At 70.9% G+C, this 16,513-nt stretch carries 14 protein-coding genes; 1 reads left to right on the forward strand and 13 read right to left on the reverse strand.

Features of this window, described 5'->3' with window-relative positions; genetic code table 11:
* Nucleotides 1–104 precede the first annotated feature (104 nt).
* Entirely contained in the window at nt 105–1,469 is a 1,365-nt protein-coding gene (locus OG948_RS10215) for a tetratricopeptide repeat protein (protein ID WP_406295620.1), read from the forward strand.
* A gap of 191 nt (nt 1,470–1,660) precedes the next feature.
* On the opposite strand, the gene OG948_RS10220 is transcribed toward OG948_RS10215, so the two are convergent.
* From OG948_RS10220 to rapZ, 13 genes are all read right to left on the reverse strand, one after another.
* Complete coding sequence (locus OG948_RS10220; protein WP_020553570.1) at nt 1,661–1,948, reverse strand: RNA polymerase-binding protein RbpA; 288 nt, start codon at nt 1,946–1,948, stop codon at nt 1,661–1,663.
* Between the two features lie 209 nt (nt 1,949–2,157).
* Nucleotides 2,158–2,394, reverse strand: coding sequence for a preprotein translocase subunit SecG (secG, locus tag OG948_RS10225; RefSeq protein WP_026218871.1), 237 nt, complete (start codon nt 2,392–2,394; stop codon nt 2,158–2,160).
* 126 nt (nt 2,395–2,520) lie between these two features.
* A complete protein-coding gene (locus OG948_RS10230) occupies nt 2,521–2,874 on the reverse strand; it encodes a hypothetical protein (RefSeq protein WP_406295622.1) in 354 nt (117 codons plus the stop codon).
* A complete protein-coding gene (locus tag OG948_RS10235; RefSeq protein WP_406295623.1) occupies nt 2,871–4,535 on the reverse strand; it encodes a hypothetical protein in 1,665 nt (554 codons plus the stop codon). Before OG948_RS10235 ends, OG948_RS10230 begins: the two co-directional genes overlap by 4 nt.
* A gap of 307 nt (nt 4,536–4,842) precedes the next feature.
* Nucleotides 4,843–5,643, reverse strand: coding sequence for a triose-phosphate isomerase (gene tpiA, locus OG948_RS10240; RefSeq protein ID WP_406295625.1), 801 nt, complete (start codon nt 5,641–5,643; stop codon nt 4,843–4,845).
* A gap of 5 nt (nt 5,644–5,648) precedes the next feature.
* On the reverse strand, nt 5,649–6,836 hold the full coding sequence (locus OG948_RS10245) for a phosphoglycerate kinase (RefSeq protein ID WP_406295627.1): 1,188 nt from the start codon (nt 6,834–6,836) through the stop codon (nt 5,649–5,651).
* A 118-nt stretch (nt 6,837–6,954) separates the two neighbouring features.
* Nucleotides 6,955–7,959, reverse strand: a complete 1,005-nt coding sequence (gap, locus tag OG948_RS10250) for a type I glyceraldehyde-3-phosphate dehydrogenase (protein ID WP_020553576.1) — start codon at nt 7,957–7,959, stop codon at nt 6,955–6,957.
* A gap of 197 nt (nt 7,960–8,156) precedes the next feature.
* Complete coding sequence (locus OG948_RS10255; RefSeq protein WP_406295629.1) at nt 8,157–8,726, reverse strand: hypothetical protein; 570 nt, start codon at nt 8,724–8,726, stop codon at nt 8,157–8,159.
* Nucleotides 8,727–8,870: 144 nt separating this feature from the next.
* Entirely contained in the window at nt 8,871–11,996 is a 3,126-nt protein-coding gene (locus OG948_RS10260; RefSeq protein WP_406295631.1) for a M14 family zinc carboxypeptidase, read from the reverse strand.
* A 280-nt stretch (nt 11,997–12,276) separates the two neighbouring features.
* Nucleotides 12,277–13,521: a GNAT family N-acetyltransferase gene (locus OG948_RS10265; RefSeq protein ID WP_406295632.1), complete on the reverse strand. Its 1,245-nt coding sequence runs from the start codon at nt 13,519–13,521 to the stop codon at nt 12,277–12,279.
* 142 nt (nt 13,522–13,663) lie between these two features.
* On the reverse strand, nt 13,664–14,644 hold the full coding sequence (gene whiA, locus OG948_RS10270; RefSeq protein ID WP_020553580.1) for a DNA-binding protein WhiA: 981 nt from the start codon (nt 14,642–14,644) through the stop codon (nt 13,664–13,666).
* Nucleotides 14,635–15,600, reverse strand: coding sequence for a uridine diphosphate-N-acetylglucosamine-binding protein YvcK (yvcK, locus tag OG948_RS10275; protein WP_406295634.1), 966 nt, complete (start codon nt 15,598–15,600; stop codon nt 14,635–14,637). Before yvcK ends, whiA begins: the two co-directional genes overlap by 10 nt.
* Nucleotides 15,597–16,490 carry an RNase adapter RapZ gene (gene rapZ / locus OG948_RS10280; RefSeq protein ID WP_406295635.1) on the reverse strand — a complete coding sequence of 298 codons (894 nt, stop codon included), beginning with the start codon at nt 16,488–16,490 and terminating at the stop codon, nt 15,597–15,599. The genes yvcK and rapZ overlap by 4 nt, the downstream gene beginning before the upstream one ends.
* Nucleotides 16,491–16,513: the final 23 nt, after the last annotated feature.

Raw genomic sequence — 16,513 nt, forward strand, 5'->3', positions numbered from 1 at the left:
GACGAGCCGGCCGTGGCCGGATCCGCACCCGTTCGGCCCCGTCGGCGGCCCGCTCGCGATAGCGTCACGCGGAGGTCTTCGGGACCAGAGGCGAGGTGGGACCCGTGCGGTTCGGATGGCTGCGGCGCCATGAGCGTCACCTGGAGGAATACCGGCACCGGCGCGAGCTGGAGTCGCCGTGTCCGGGCCGTGCCACGCCCGAAACCCCGCCCGCCGCGCCGTCCTTCGCCGAATTCGCCCGCCGCGAGGGACACAATCCGGCCGAACCGGAATCGAATCCGCCGGGCGGCGCAGGCCCGCCGGCCGAGTCCGACGACGCCGAGGCCACCCGGGCGCGGATGCTCACCGAGAAGGCCCAGCAACTGACCCGGGCCGGCCGGCACGCGGACGCGGCGGCGCCCGCCCGCGCCGCGGTGCGGATGCTGGGCGCGTTGGCCGGCAAGGACCACCACCGGCACGGGCCCGCGCTGGTCGGCGGGTTGCGCGCGTTCGCCGCCGTGCTGGCGGCCGACGGCCGGGCCGAGGACGCGGTCAAGGTGGCCACCAGCGCCACCGAACACGCCCGCCGACTGGCCGCGCTCGATCACCGCGCGCACCGCCCGCTGCTCGCGGTGGCGCTGCGCGAACTCGGCGCGCGGCTCGGCGACCACGGCGACGAGTCGGCGGCGCTCGGCGCGCTGCGCGAGTCGGTCCAGGTGTTCCGAACGCTCGCCGCCCAGGCGCCCGAGCGACATCGCGCCGAACTGGCCATGTCGCTGGACGAACTCGCCGGTCGACTGGCCGCCACCGGAGGCACCGAGGCCGCGCTCGCCGCGTTCACCGAGGCCGAACGGCTGCTCGGGATCGGCCCGCCGCAGGCCCGCCAGGCCGCCGTACTGCTGCGCCACGCGACCCTGCTCGCCCGGCTCGGCCGAGGTCCCGAGGCGATCGCGCTGGCCACCGACGCGGTCGAGGTCCGCCGGGGCCACGCGGGCGCCGAGCACGCCCCGGCCGGCCGCCGCGAGGACGAACTCGCCGCGTCCCTGCAGAGCCTGGGACTGCTGCACAGCGCCGGCGGCGCGCACGACGAGGCGGTGGACGCGCTGGAGGAGGCGGTCCGGCTGCGGGCCCGCCGGGTCAGGGCCGACCCGGTGCTGGCCCGCCGCCCCGAAGTCCCGGTCACCTACGCGCTGTACGGCATCGTCCTGGTCGCCGCGGGCCGGCCCGCAGACGCCGTCCCACCCCTTGCCGCGGCACTGGGCGTGGGCACCGCGCTGAACCTGGACCGGGTCTCCGACCTGGCCGGCGACACCCTGGTCCGGGCGCATCGCGCCGACCCGGAAGCGGTCCGCAACCGCTGGATCGCGGCCACCGGCGAGGAGTTGCCCGCCTGGATCGAACGCGGCCAACGCCCACTCCCGCAGCAGGCCAACCGCCGCCAGGTGCAGCAGCGCCCCGAACCCCGCGAGGCGCTGCCCGTCCACGACTGACCTCGCGTGGCGACCCCGCGGCCCACGACGAAGGCGCACGACAAAAGAGCCGCCGGGAGCGGCGACGCACCCGAAGGTGTATCGCTACTCCCGGCGGCTCACCCACGACGGCCCACGGCCGTACGTGTGGGTCGAGACTCACCGACTCCTCGCGACTCGCCGACGTGCCGACTCGTCGAGGCTCGGAAAACTCAGAGCTCGCCGCGCAGCTTCGCCAGCGCCTCGGCGAGGATCGCCTCGCCGTCGGCATCGCTGCGACGCTCGCGCACGTAGGCGAGGTGCGTCTTGTAGGGCTCGGTACGCGGGGCGTCCGGCGGGTTGTGCTGGTCCTGCCCGGCGGGCAGGCCGCAGCGGGGGCAGTCCCACGTCTCGGGGACCTGAGCGTCGGTCGCGAAGCTCGGCTGCGTCTCGTGCTTGTTCGCGCACCAGAAAGAAATACGGAGACGTGGGGCTGCTTCGCCGCGCTCTGCCTCCCCCATCGGGCCGGCGCCGACCCGACTCCCACGGATGGCGTTGCCACTTGCCACGGTAAAAACTCCCCTTGGTCCTTGAGGTCGCGCCCCCGTTGCGCGGCTTGGCGTCCAGTGTACGTGCGCCTCGCGCAAGGTTGAACCGAGCGGTGGGCCTTTTCCGACAGTCCGTCAGAAAGGCCACCGCGCGGGTGGAAACAGCGGCCGAACCGGCGCTGTCAGTACGTGTTCTTGAGCAGCAGACCGAGTACGACGATCGTCACGAACCAGCACACACCGACGATGATGGTCATGCGGTCGAGGTTCTTCTCGACGACGGACGAACCGCCGAGCGAGGAGGACATGCCGCCGCCGAACAGGTCGGACAGGCCGCCGCCCTTGCCCTTGTGCAGCAGCACCAACAGCACCATGAGCAGGCTGAAGACGATCAGGGCGATCGAGAAACCGGTGACCACGGCCGGGCCCAACTCCTTCTGGCGGAACGCGGGGGCCGAGGATTCCCGGCCATCGGACAGAGTACGCTGCCGCGCCCCGCATGTGGGAGCCGTGCGCCCCTTCGGCTAATCCGGCGGATCATACTATTACGGTCGACCGGCCTCGGACCCCTCCCCCGTCGAGCCGTGCCCTCGGGGCTCCTGCCCGGCGTCGCCGCCCGGCTCCGGAGCGGCCGGATCCACGTCGCCGGTGTCCTCGACCTCCACCTCGTGGCCGGTACCGCCGACCAGCGCACCCGTGCTGGTCAGCGGGTGCCCGGGACCGGCGCCGCGGGACCCGCGGGCGGAGCCCGTACGACGCACCGCGACGCGGTTGTCGCCACCGGCGACGATCGCTCCGGTGTTGGTCACCGGGCCACCCGACAGGCTGATCCCGTCGTTGCCGCGCGGCTCGTCCTCGTCCTCGTCCGGTTCGTCGGCATGCGACGCGGAATCGTTCACGTGGTACCTCCCGGTGTCGATCGTGCGCCCGATCCGGCGGCACCGGAACCCCGTACGGACGCCTGATTGCCCCGCCCGGCGACGATCGCGCCGCTGTTGTTCAGATCACCCGAGACGTGCTGGATGACGCCGTTGTTCAGGACCAGCTCGTTGCGCTGCCGATACTCGGTCACGTCCACGTGCCGGCGCTGGAGGAAGTCCAGCACGAACACGGTGAACTTGCGCTCGATCAGCTTGAGGTACTTCTCCGCGTCCGAGTTCTGGAAGAACGTCGCGTAGTTCGCCGACGCGCCCAACTCGCGCACCGACGCCCGGGCCCCCCGGTCCACCGGGAGGTTGCGCGCCGCGCGCTCCTCCGCCGCGCGCAGATTGCCCGACCGGCGCCACCACGAGGCCCACACCCGCATCAGTCGACCCGCCGAGGAGACCATCAGCCCCGGCGCATCCACCAGCGAACGGCCGAACGCGCCCCACAACGTCGCCGCGTCGGCGGTGTGCAGCCACTCGTCGGCCACGTGGTAGGCGGGCCGGATCGGCGGCAGCACCAACTCGTGCAGTTCGGTGTACAGCAGTCGACCGTCCATGGTGAAGCGGATCAGCACCGAGACCACCACCTCCTGCGACCACGTGCCCACCCGCACGCACAGGTACCGCCGGGTGGCCTCGGCCGGCGGCGGCACCGCGCCGCCGGTGATCCCGCTGCTGAACTCGTGCATCTGCACGCTCAGTCCGGACAACCGGTGCCGGCCCTCCTCGGACCGGGCCAACTCCTCGAACGACGTGCAGATCGCGCTGGTCAACTCCTCGACGGTGAACGGCGTGAAGGCCTTCGTCCCGCCGGACGGGCGCGCCGCCTCCAGCACCGAGGGCTCGGCCCCGCGCAACTCGACCGGGAAGGTCCAGCTCTCCACCAGTTCACCCGCGCCGACGAACGGCAGGTATCCGCTGTAGCGCACCGTGGAGGGAATCGGCGGGCCGGGCGGGAGCGTCCCGGCCGGGCCGCCGACCGGTGCGTGCGTCGGGCGCGGCGGCAACACCTCGGCCAGGGCCTCCTGGAGGGTTCCCGGCGGGACCGGCGTCGCGTCGCCGGCCGGCGGCGCCGTCGGCATCCAGGTCCGCCCCGGCCCCAGGTCCGTGACCACGGTGGCCCGCTGCTGCATGCGCTCGATCCACACCACGAACACCACGACCGCATACGTCGGCAACACCGTCGCCGCCAGCGTGCCGGCGGACGGGAAGCCGCTTTCCCCGCCCGCGACGTACAACATCAGCCCGAACAGCAGCGCCGCCACCCACGACACCTGCGCCGCCGCCCGGGTCCGGAAGTCGCGGACGCCACCGCCCCCGGCGACCCCGGTGCGCACCGTCACCAACCCGACGAAGACCACGATCGCGAGCCAGAACAAGCCGGGCGCGAACCCGAAGCCGATCAGGAACATCACCGCGGGCACCAGGAACGCGATCACATCGCGCAGGATCCGCCGCCGTCGAGCGGCCAACGCGTGCTCCAGGACCGCCTGTTCGTTGTATCCGTAGGACGGCGCCCGGTCGCGGTGGGCGTTCTCCCACAGTTCCTCGATCACCCGGGCGGCGAACCGCTCGTCGATCTCCGCACCCGTACACAGATACCGCGTCGCTCCGGTATCCCCTGTTCTGGACATGTCTGGAAATGGCACCCGGACCCCCTGGGGTCGGCCGACCGAAACGCCCTGGAGGGGCGACTACCGGCCACTTGGCGATGACTTATGGTCAGGTACCGGTTACGGGAGGGGCAAGCGGATTGGAAATACTTGCGTGCGGTTTATGAGGAACGAACGATTCCGGCCGGCGACCGGATCGCGGACGGTCCGGCGATCTGTGCGGACGCGCATCGGACGCTCCCGAACAGCCGCCCGGGGACATGGCGAAGGCCCGGAGCGATACCCCGCTCCGGGCCTCCACCGCGGGTCACCCGCGAGCGCGCGACCGCTAGGCCTTCTGCTCCTGGTAGCGCACGATCTGCGCGAAGTCCTCGGCCGCCAGGCAGGCGCCGCCGACCAGGCCGCCGTCCACGTCCGGCTGCGCCATCAGCCCCGCCACGTTGCCGGGCTTCATCGAACCGCCGTACAACACCCGGACCCGGTCCGCGAGTTCCGGCGTGTACAGCTCGGCGAGCTTGCCCCGGATCGCCGAGCACACCTCCTGCGCGTTCTCCGGAGTGGCCACCTCGCCCGTGCCGATCGCCCAGACCGGCTCGTACGCGACCACCACGGACTCGGCCTGCTCGGCCGTGATGCCCTTGAGCGCGCCCTCGACCTGCGCGAGCGTGTGGGCCACGTGCTCGCCCGCCTTGCGCACCTCCAGACCCTCGCCGACACAGACGATCGGCACCAGGCCGCTGCGGTACGCCGCGTGCGCCTTCGCGTTCACCAGCGCGTCGTCCTCGGCGTGGTACTGCCGCCGCTCGGAGTGCCCGACCAGCGCGTAGGTGCAGTTGAGCTTGGCCAGCATCGCGCCGGAGATCTCGCCGGTGTAGGCGCCGCCCACGTGCTGCGAGATGTCCTGCGCACCGTAGGTGAACCGGAGCTTGTCCGCGTCGACCATGGTCTGCACCGAGCGCAGGTCGGTGAACGGCGGCAGCACCGCGACCTCGACCCGGTCGAAGTCCCTGTCGTTCAGGGTGAAGGCGAGCTTCTGCACCAGGGAGATGGCCTCCAGGTGGTTCAGGTTCATCTTCCAGTTGCCCGCCATCAGCGGGATGCGACCGGAGCTGTTCTTGACGGCAGACATCGGGTTCAGCCCTCCAGGGCTTCGAGGCCGGGCAGGGACTTGCCTTCGAGGTACTCCAGGCTCGCGCCGCCACCGGTCGAGATGTGACCGAAGGCGTTCTCGTCGAAGCCCAGCGTGCGGACGGCCGCGGCCGAGTCGCCGCCGCCGACCACGGTGAACGCGTCGGAGTCGATCAGGCCCTGCGCCACCGCGCGGGTGCCGTGGCTGTACGGCTCCATCTCGAACACGCCCATCGGGCCGTTCCAGAAGACCGTCTGCGCGTCCGCGAGCTTGTCCGCGAACAGTTCGCCGGACGCGGGGCCGATGTCCAGCCCGAGCCGGTCCGCCGGGATCGCGTCGGCGGAGACCACCGCGTGGTCCGCGTCGGCCGCGAACGCGGTGGCCGCGATCACGTCGACCGGCAGCACGAACTCCACGCCCTTCGCCTCGGCGCGCGCGAGGTACTCGCGGACCCGGTCGAGCTGGTCCTTCTCCAGCAGCGACTTGCCCACCTCGTGGCCCTGGGCGGCCAGGAAGGTGAACACCATGCCGCCGCCGACCAGGATCCGGTCCGCCTTGTCCAGCAGGCTGTCGATGACGCCGAGCTTGTCGGACACCTTCGAGCCGCCCAGGATCACCGCGTACGGACGCTGCACGTCCTCGGTGAGCCGCTCGAGCACGTCCAGCTCGGTGGCGATCAGGCCGCCGACCGCGTGCGGCAGCCGGGCCGGCACGTCGTACACCGAGGCGTGCTTGCGGTGCACCGCGCCGAAGCCGTCGCCCACGTACACGTCGGCGAGCTCGGCGAGGCGGTCCGCGAAGGCGCCGCGCTCGGCGTCGTCCTTGGCCGTCTCACCCGGGTTGAAGCGCAGGTTCTCCAGCAGCGCGACCCGGCCGTCGGCGAGCTCGCCGACCGTTGCCTGCGCGCTCTCGCCGACCGTGTCGGTCGCGAACGCCACGTCGGCGCCCAGCAGTTCGCCCAGCCGCCCGGCCACCGGCGCGAGCGAGTACGCGGGCTCGGGAGCGCCCTTGGGCCGACCCAGGTGCGAGCACACGATCACCTTGGCGCCGCGGTCGACCAGTGCCTTGATGGTCGGCACGCTCGCCCGGATCCGGCCGTCGTCGGTGATGCGTCCGCCGTCGAGCGGGACGTTGAGGTCGGCGCGCACCAGGACGCGCTTACCGGATACGTCGATGTCGTCGATGGTCTTCAAGTTCGACTCGTCCTCGGATGTCGAAGAAACGGGTGGGGTAGCGCAAGAAACGGGCCCGAGTGACGACGTGTCACCCGGGCCCGCATCGTCAAGCGTTATCGGTGCGTGTGCCGCACCCTCAGAGCTGACCACCGATGTAGCCGACCAGGTCGACCAGGCGGTTGCTGTAGCCCCACTCGTTGTCGTACCAGCCGACGACCTTGACCTGCTTGCCCTGGGCCATGGTCAGGCCCGAGTCGAAGGTGCACGAGGACGGGTCGGTCACGATGTCCGAGGAGACGATCGGGTCCTCGGTGTAGGTGAGGTAGCCCTTGAGCGAGCCCTCGGCGGCCTTCTGGAAGGCGGCGTTGACCTCATCGCGGGTCACCTCGCGCTCCAGCTCGACGACCAGGTCGGTGACCGAGCCGGTGGGAACCGGGACGCGCATCGCGATGCCGTCCAGCTTGCCCTTGAGCTCGGGGATGACCAGGGCGGTGGCCTTGGCGGCACCGGTCGAGGTCGGGATGATGTTGGTCGCGGCGGCCCGGGCGCGGCGCAGGTCCGAGTGCGGGAAGTCCAGGATGACCTGGTCGTTCGTGTACGCGTGGACCGTGGTCATCATGCCCTTGACCAGGCCGAAGTTCTCCAGGAGAACCTTGGCCATCGGCGCGACGCAGTTGGTCGTGCAGGAGGCGTTCGAGATGATCGTGTGCGCGGCGGCGTCGTACTTCTCGTGGTTGACGCCCATCACGATCGTGACGTCCTCATTCTTGGCCGGAGCCGAGATGATGACCTTCTTCGCGCCGGCCTCGATGTGCTTCTTGGCCTTCTCGGCGTCCGTGAAGATGCCGGTGGACTCGATCACGATGTCCGCACCCAGCTCGCCCCAGGGCAGCGCGGCCGGGTCACGCTCGGCGATGACCTTGAAGGTCTTGTCGCCGACGGTGATCGCGTCATCGGTGTAGGTGACCTCCTGGCCGATCCGGCCGAGGATGCTGTCGTACTTCAGCAGGTGGGCCAGGGTCGCGATGTTCGTGAGGTCGTTGACCCCGACGATCTCGAAGTCCGCGCCCGAGGCCAGCGCCGCGCGGAAGAAGTTGCGGCCGATACGGCCGAATCCGTTGATGCCTACCCGGATCGTCACGAACCGATCTCCTCTGTCGAACGCCGAATGCCCTGATGGTGAATGGCCGAGGAGATGGTCAGTGGAATCTGCGATATCCCCGGCCATGTCCGACCCTACCGTGACGCCCCGGGCACCTCCACGCAGGCTTGCTGCGCAAGACGCCCGGAGCCGTACGGGTCATCACAAAAGCGGATCAACGGCGCTCGATCTCGCGGTCACTTCTCGCCGACGGTCTTGGTGATACCGAAGGCCGCGAACCCGGCGAAGACGAAGACGAGGTAGTCGCTGAACTCCAGCGCTTCCTTCCAACCCCGGAAGAGCTCGCTGCCGAAATCGGTGACCACATCGAGCACCGGGATGCCCAGTTCGTCGGCGGCGACCAGGGCGACCGCGGTGAGCTGCCCCAGCGCGACACCGACCAGCGCGAGCAGCGTCGCGACGACCGGCAGCACCGGGTTCGCACCGCCGATCCGTCCCATCGCGAGCGCGATCAGCGCCGCGACGCCCACGCCGAACCAGGTGCTCTGGATCTCCAACGACTTCATGATCAGGCCGTACACGCCGGCGGCGACCAGCATCGCCACCACCCCGGCCGCGACGGCCAGTCCGGCGTTGCCCTGCCGACGCGGCGGCACCGGCGGCGGGCCGCCGTACGGACCCGGCCCGAACGGCCCGGGCGGACCCGGCTGTTGCTGCCACTGGCCCTGGCCCGGTTGCGACCCCCACTGCCCCGGACCGGGCTGCCCCTGCGGCGGTCCCCAGGGGCCGGGCGCGTTGTTGCTCAAGGTGATTCCCCCCGAATAAAAACTCGACACGCGGGAACTCGCGTGTGCGCAGAGACGTTAATGGCCCCCGACGGAGGAGTCTCCGCCGGGGGCCATCGTTTGGCTACCGCTTTTCGCCGATCAGCACATCGTGATCATCGGCGCCTACTTGTACAGCTCCCGCAGGATCCGGTCGACGACCACCTTGCGGTCCTCGGCCGAGGCCAACTGCTCCAGGCCGAAGCCGAAGAGCATGGTGTCGTCGGTGGCGATCACCGACGAACCGAACGCGGCCTGGCTGCGGCTGAAGCCGACGAGCGCGAGGTCACCGGGCGGCGGGCCGGCCAGCGCCCACGGGCCCAGACCGGTCTCGAAGCCCTCGGCGTCCACGACGCCGGCGCTGGTGGTGACCTTGGTGTCGTCCACGAACAGGCCGGTGCCACCGGTGTTCGAGTCGCTCACGTACGAGATCGAGACCTCGATCTTCTTGCCCGCGTACGCGGACAGGTCGAACGCGACCGGCTTCCAGCCACCCGAGTTGCCGGTGAAGGAGTTCCACGCGCCGGTGGTGCCGTTGCTCAGGCACTTCGGGGTGGTCACCGTCAGGTAGTGCCGCAACTGCGTGTGGGTCCGGACGAAGTCGCCACCCTCACAGGAGGTGGGCGGCCTGGTGCTGGTCGCGCCGTTGAGGTCGGGCAGCGTCGTCCAGTCGTCGGCGCCGACCGTGTGGGCCTCGACGATCGCGTGGTCCCACTCGCGCTCGGTGTCGTACGAGAACTGCGCGGTGAGCTTCGCCGCGTCCGCCGCCGACACTCCGGTGAGGTCGATCGTGCGGGTCAGTCGCTTGTACGCGTTGTCCGAGTGCAGGCCGTTGATGTACCACGAGCCCTCGGCCGGCGAGTACGGCCCGGACGTGTTGCCCGAGTAGGTCGCCACCGAACGGCTGTCGAACATCGGGAACTGCTCCGGCGTCAGGATCGCGCTGGTGGGCAGGAAGCCGCCCGCCTCGTTCAGCGGGTTGCTCGCCGTGCCCGGCAGCGGCTTGTCGACGCCCTGCAGCGGCGGGGCCGAACCGACCACGCCGGTGGCGCCGTTGGTCGCCGACCGGTCGTACGCGCCCAGCCAGTACTGGCTGAAGTCGTCCGAGACGATCAGACAGTCGCCGGCCGCGTCGGCGGTGACCTTGCAGGGCTGGTCCGGGTGCCCGTTCAGGCCGTAGTAGATGCCGCCGCCCGCCGCGCTGCGCAGGGGACCGTAGTAGGCCGCGGTCTCGCCGAGGAAGGCCAGCTTGCCGCCCTCGTTGAGGAAGTCGCGCACGTTGACGGTCACGTCCTGGACCACCGGGGTGACCTGGGCGTCCTGGACCGGCTCACCGAAGAAGTCGGTGTTCTCCCGGGCCGCGTCCTGGGTCAGTCGGTTGTCGCCGAGGTACCAGAACACCCCCTTGAAGTGCGAGAGCACGCCGAGGTGATGCGGTGCGCCGAGCTTGTCGACGTCGTACACCGCCGCCTTGATGCCGTTGGCCGCCAGCGCGTCCACGTACTGCTGGGCGTACTTGGGGCCGACCGTGTTCGGCGGGTAGGTCGGGTTGACGCCCTTGTAGTCCTCGTTGGCCAGGACCAGCGTCTCGGTCTTCTCGGCGATGCCGCTCTCCACCGTGAAGGTGAAGCGATCGCTCTCCACCTTGCCGGTGCTGGCCTTGTCGCCGGTGAACCACACCTCGATCCGGTCACCGGTACGCACGTTCTTGATGTCGCCGCGGTACTCGGCGTAGTAGTCCGAGCCCTGCTCGCCGTACCGCTTGCCACCCTTCCACTCCTTGACGCCCGCGGTCTTGGCCGGGCCGCCGTTGACGCGGTAGTTGAGCTTGCGGTTGGTCAGCGCACGCTTGGCGATCACCGCGACGGTCTGGTCGTCGTGGTCCTCGGCGTAGGAGTGCGCGAACCGGTCGGCCACCAGGTCGGGGGCCTTGCGCCCGACCGAGGAGATCGGGTCGTCCGGGTCCTTGGCCGACTTGGCCACCGAGAGCGCGAACGCCTGGTTCTTGGCGTACTCCATCCCGACCAGCGTCTCGTCGTTCGGGAAGCTGAAGATGCTGCCGCAGTTCTCCACCGTGTACGGGTCGTCCGGCAGGTAGCCGGCGGCCGTGGCGCACGTGGACATCTCCGGGGTGAACGACAGCGTCTTGTACGCCTCGTTCATCTGCCCGTCGGTGTCGCCGTTGGTGGTGTACAACTCGGCCGACAGGTCCGGGTCGAAGTCCGGGACCGCCGGGTGCTCGTCGTCGCCGGCGAGCGCGATCATGATCTCGTCGTCGGGGCTGGGCGTGGCCACCTGCGAGCCGACGCCGTACAGGAGCAACTGCGCGGCGGAGTGGTAGTTGACCACGAACTCCGCCTTGATGCGCTTGGCGAAGTTCTGGATGGCCTGGGTCTCCGGCTCGGAGGCCGGAGCGGTGCCCCGGTAGGTCTCGTTCAGCGGGTCGGGCGAGGAACCCTCGTTGTCGTAACCCCACTTGTAGTCGAAGTTGCGGTTGAGGTCGACGCCGTCGCCGGCGGTGATCACACCGTCGCCGTTGTTGTCGCGCAGGTTCTTGCGCCACAGCCGCTGGCCGGTCTGGAAGGTCCAGTCGTAGCCGTCGGGGTTGGCCGAGAGCACGAACCACAGCTCGTTCTCCGAGACCAGCTTGGTGGCCTCGTCGTCCGTGCCGTAGCCGTCCACGTAGTGGTGCAGGAGCCGGCGGGTCATCTCCGGCGTGATCCACTCACGCGCGTGCTGGTTGGACATGTACAGCACGCCGGGCTTGGATCCGTCCGCGCTGGTCCGGACGTTCTTGGTCACCTTGACCGCGAGGATGTCCTGGCCGAGCACGGTCTTGCCGATGCTGACGGTCTTGGCGATGTCGGGGTGGTCCTTGGCGATCTGGACCAACTCCGCGCCGAGGCCGCCTGGGCCGCTGTACTTGCGGAAGACGCCCGCCGCGGCGGGCGCGGCCTGCCGGTTCTGGACCTGGGACTTCGCCTCCAGGGCAATGCCGGCGGCACGCAGCTTGGCGGCCTGGGCATCCCCCAGGACCACGTCCAGCTTGGCCTTGCCGTCGGCCGCCTTGGTCACCTGGGTCTCGTGTCGGTCCACGCCGAGGTCGAAGATCTGCTTCAACTGCGCGGCGTCGGCCGTGACGGAATAGGACTGCGGACCGCTGTCGCCCGCCGGAGGAAGTTTCGCTTCCGGCGGTGCACTGGTCACTTCGGGATAGGAGACCGGATTGTCGGCGGGTGCCGCGGTGCTCACCGGCGCTGCGGTCAACAGACCGAGCGCCAGTGAGAGCGCCGCGATTCCCGTCGTTCCGATCCGGACTCGTGTGGTGGTGCCCCTGGAACGATGACGCCTCATCGACCCCCCAGTCGTGTGGTCGGCGTGCATAGGGACGGCGCGAAATCACGACCTAAGGGACGGAACGTGACTCCTGCGCCCGGGTGTTGCGCATGCTACGGCAACTACCGTGTGGTACACGAGACCTGACGGACGGTCATATTCGGTCAAGGCTACGCGCAAAGATTCCGCATTGTGGTCAGAACCAGTCGGGGCACCACGGCTCGCGCGGCGTCCGCAACAGGGCTTCGGCACGCTCGGCCGCACCGGGCGTGCGCTCGGATATGCGGTCGGCGACGGCGAGCCGCACCGGCGATCCCGAGCCCAGGTACAGCGCGCCCAGCGTCGAGGCGTCCAGGACCAAGTCGGCCGGGTCGCCGGTGGGCACACATCGCGCGTCCTCGGCCGCGCCGTCGATCGCGAACCGACCCGCGGCGTAGCCCATGTCGTCGCGCACCTCGACCACGAGCCGGTCTCGGGCGCCGTACGTGCGGGCCGAGAACGCGGCGGGCACGTCCAGGATCCGCGCCCACACGAAGTCGCGGCGCGACTGCGTGGTGATCGCCCGCGGGTCCCGCACCAGCATCGGCAACAACTCGTCGGGACTGCGGTCGGGGCCCTCGATGCGCTCGACGTAGTCGACGCTCGCGCAGAACCGCCACAGCGCGATCTCCGCCGCCGGGGTGAGCGCGAGCAGCGAGTCCACGGTCAGCGTGACCTTGGGTACGAACTCGTCCCAGTGGTCGTCGGTGCGATAGCTCACCAGTCCGGCGACCTTGCCGGAGGGATCGCGGTACACCGCGTGGAAGCGCGGCGGCACCGGGTTCATCGGCAACGAGACCAGACCGGTGTACATCTTCCACCACAGCGGGGTGCGGCCGATCGCGCCGGGGCGCAGCGGGCGGAACTCCTCGTGCAGCGGCGGGCCCAGCTCGGCCACCTCCTCGGCGGAGACCAGCTCGATCCGGGCGCCGGGCTCCACCGGCGCGTCCGGCACGAAGTCGGTGCGCACCGCGTCCAGGGTCAGCTTCTGGTACTCGGTGGCCACTCCGAAGCCGAACCGGCCGTAGATCCGGTACTCGGCGGCGATCAGGATGGCCAGCGCCTCGCCGCGCGCGGCGGAGTCCGCCAGGTCCAGGCCCATCATCTCGGTGAGCAGGCCTCGGCGGCGGTGGGTCGGCGAGACGGTGACGTTGGTGATCGCCGAGACCGGCACGATCGCGCCGCCGGGCACGGTCAGACCGGTGGCGAAGCTACGGAAGGTGCCGACACAGCGTCCGCCGTCGAAGGCGCCGCGCGTACGGGCGAGGTCGGCCCGCTCGCGCCAGTGCTCGATCCGCTTCTCCCGAGTCTCCTTGGCATCGTCGGGAACCCGGAGAAAACCGATGCCGACGGCGTCGGTCCAGGGGATGATCTCGTCCTCGCCGATCGTGCGGATGTCCACTGCGGTGGTTCCTTCCTCGCGTGTGCGGCCTCCCTCCGGCTACGGACGAAGGCGCCGACCCGGAGACCCTACGTCTCGCGGTTCGACGCCTTCGAATGGTTTTCGGGTGCGCCGGTCCACATCCGGACCGGTCGGGGCCGGATCAGGACACGAGTATGTCCACCGACAGGCCGGCGTCGGTGCCGGGCATGCCCAACTCGCCCGCGCGCTTGTCGGCCATCGCGAGCAACCGACGGATGCGACCGGCGACCGCGTCCTTGGTCAGCGGCGGCTCGGCCAGCCCGCCCAGTTCCTCCAGGGACGCCTGCTTGTGGTCCAGCCGCAGCTTGCCGGCCGCGGCCAGGTGCTCCGGGACCTCCTCGCCGAGGATCTCCAGGGCCCGCTGTACGCGCGCGCCCGCCGCGACGGCCGCCCGGGCCGAGCGGCGCAGGTTCGCGTCGTCGAAGTTGGCCAGCCGGTTCGCGGTGGCCCGCACCTCGCGGCGCATCCGCCGCTCCTCCCAGGCCAGCACGCTCTCGTGCGCGCCGAGCCGGGTGAGCAGCGCGCCGATCGCGTCGCCGTCGCGGACCACCACGCGGTCCACGCCGCGCACCTCGCGCGACTTGGCCGCCAGGCCCAGCCGACGGGCCGCGCCGACCAGCGCGAGGGCCGCCTCCGAGCCGGGGCAGGTCACCTCCAGGGCCGAGGAGCGGCCGGGTTCGGTCAGCGAGCCGTGTGCCAGGAACGCGCCGCGCCAGGCGGCCTCCGCGTCACAGGTCGCGCCGGAGACGACCTGGGGCGGGAGACCCCGCACCGGGCGCCCGCGCGCGTCCAGCAAGCCGGTCTGCCTGGCGAGCTGGTCGCCGCCGACGGCGACCCGGACCACGTAGCGGCTGCCGCGCCGCAGCCCGCCGGGGGCCACCACCACCAGGTCCGAGCTGTGCCCGTAGACCTCCAGGATGTCCTTGCGCAGGCGGCGCGCGGCCATCGCCGTGTCCAACTCCGCCTCGATGACGATCCGCCCGCCCACGATGTGCAGTCCGCCCGCGAAGCGCAAGAGCGCGGAGACCTCCGCCTTGCGACAGCACGACCGGGTGACCGGGAGGCGGCTGAGCTCGTCCTTCACTGCTGCCGTCATCGCCATGGAGCGATCCTTTCACGATCGACGAAGATCCGGCCGTAGGCTGCGGCCAACCGTTCGGGGTCGTGTCGCGGGGAGCCGTCGACCGCCGAAACGGGGGCCAGGTGGACGTGTCCACCGAGCGCCGCCGTGGCCCGTTCCAGGCCCGGTACGTCCTCCACACGGTCGCGGTCGCCGAGGACGATGTCAAAGGTCAGTCCCGGCGCGTGCGCGGCCAGCACCTCCAGGTGCTGCTGTGGCGAGAAGCCCGCCGTCTCACCCGGCTGCGGGGCCAGATTCAGCGCCAGCAGCCGCCTGGCCTTGGTCTCCACCAGGGCCGCCGCCAACTCGGGAACGAGCAGGTGGGGCAACACCGAGGTGAACCAGGAACCGGGCCCGACAACCACCCAATCGGCGTCACGAACCGCCGCGACCGCCTCCGGCACGGCGGGCGGATCGCCCGGCAGCAGCCGGATCCCGCGCACGTCGCCCGGGGTCACCGCGACCTGCGCCTGCCCGCGCACCACCGACACCTCGTCCGGTCGGGCCGGGTCGTGCCCGGCCACGTCCGCCTCGATGTCCAGCGGGACCGCCGACATCGGCAACACCCGCCCGTGCGCGCCGAGCAGCCGCCCCATCCAGTCCAGCGCCGCGATCGGGTCGTCCATCAGTTCCCACAGGCCGACCAGGAGCAGGTTGCCGACCGCGTGTCCGTTCAGCTCGCCCTCGCGGCGGAACCGGTGCTGGATGACCCGGCTCCAGGTCACCCCCCACTCGTCATCGCCGCACAGCGCGGCCAGCGCCATCCGCAGATCGCCGGGCGGCAACACGCCCAGGTCCTTGCGCAGCCGCCCGCTGGAGCCGCCGTCGTCGGCGACCGTGACGATCGCCGTCAGGTCGTCGGTGAGCCGGCGCAGTGCCGCCAGCGAGGCCGAGAGCCCGTGTCCGCCGCCCAAGGCGACCACCTTGGGGCCGCTCATTCCCTGCCCATGTCGCGGTGCACGAGCACGGTGTCCAGGCCGTCCTCGGTGAGCCGGCGAGCCAGTCGCTCCGCCATCGCCACGCTGCGGTGCTTGCCGCCGGTGCAGCCCACCGCGAGCGTCACATAGCGCTTGCCCTCGCGGCGGTAGCCCTCGGTGACGATGTGCAGCAGCTCGGCGTAGCGGTCCAGGAACTCCTTGGCACCGGTCTGGTCGAACACGTAGCGGCTGACCGCCTCGTCCATGCCGGTGTGCGGGCGCAGCTCCGGGATCCAGTGCGGGTTGGGCAGGAAGCGGCAGTCGACCACCAGGTCGGCGTCCACCGGCAGGCCGTACTTGAAGCCGAAGGACATCACGGTGGCCCGCAACTGCGGCTCGCCGGTGCCGGCGAACCGGTCGTCCATCCGCGCGCGCAACTGGTGCACGTTGAGGTCGGACGTGTCGATCACCAGGTCGGCCTCGCCGCGCAGCTCGCGCAGCAGTTCGCGCTCGCGGGCGATGCCGTCCGGGATCCGCCCGTCGCCCTGGAGCGGGTGCGGCCGGCGCACGCCCTCGAAACGACGCACCAAGACGTCGTCGGAGGCCTCCAGGAAGACGATCCGCCGCACCACGCCGGCCGCGTCCAACTCGCTGAGCGCCGAGCGCAGGTCGTCGAAGAAGGTACGACCGCGCACGTCCACGACGACCGCTATCCGCGCGACCGCACCCTGGGTGCGGGCCCCGAGGTCGACCATCGCGGGGATCAGCGACGGCGGCAGGTTGTCCACCACGAACCAGCCGAGGTCCTCCATGCCCTTGGCGGCGGTACTGCGACCGGCACCCGACATGCCGGAGATGATCACCAGCTCCGGAGTGCCCTCGACCTCTGCGTTCGTGATCTCGGTACTCATGCGTCCCCCCGGTGCGTGCCGCA

This window comes from Embleya sp. NBC_00888, from assembly GCF_045207655.1.
GTDB lineage: Bacteria > Actinomycetota > Actinomycetes > Streptomycetales > Streptomycetaceae > Embleya.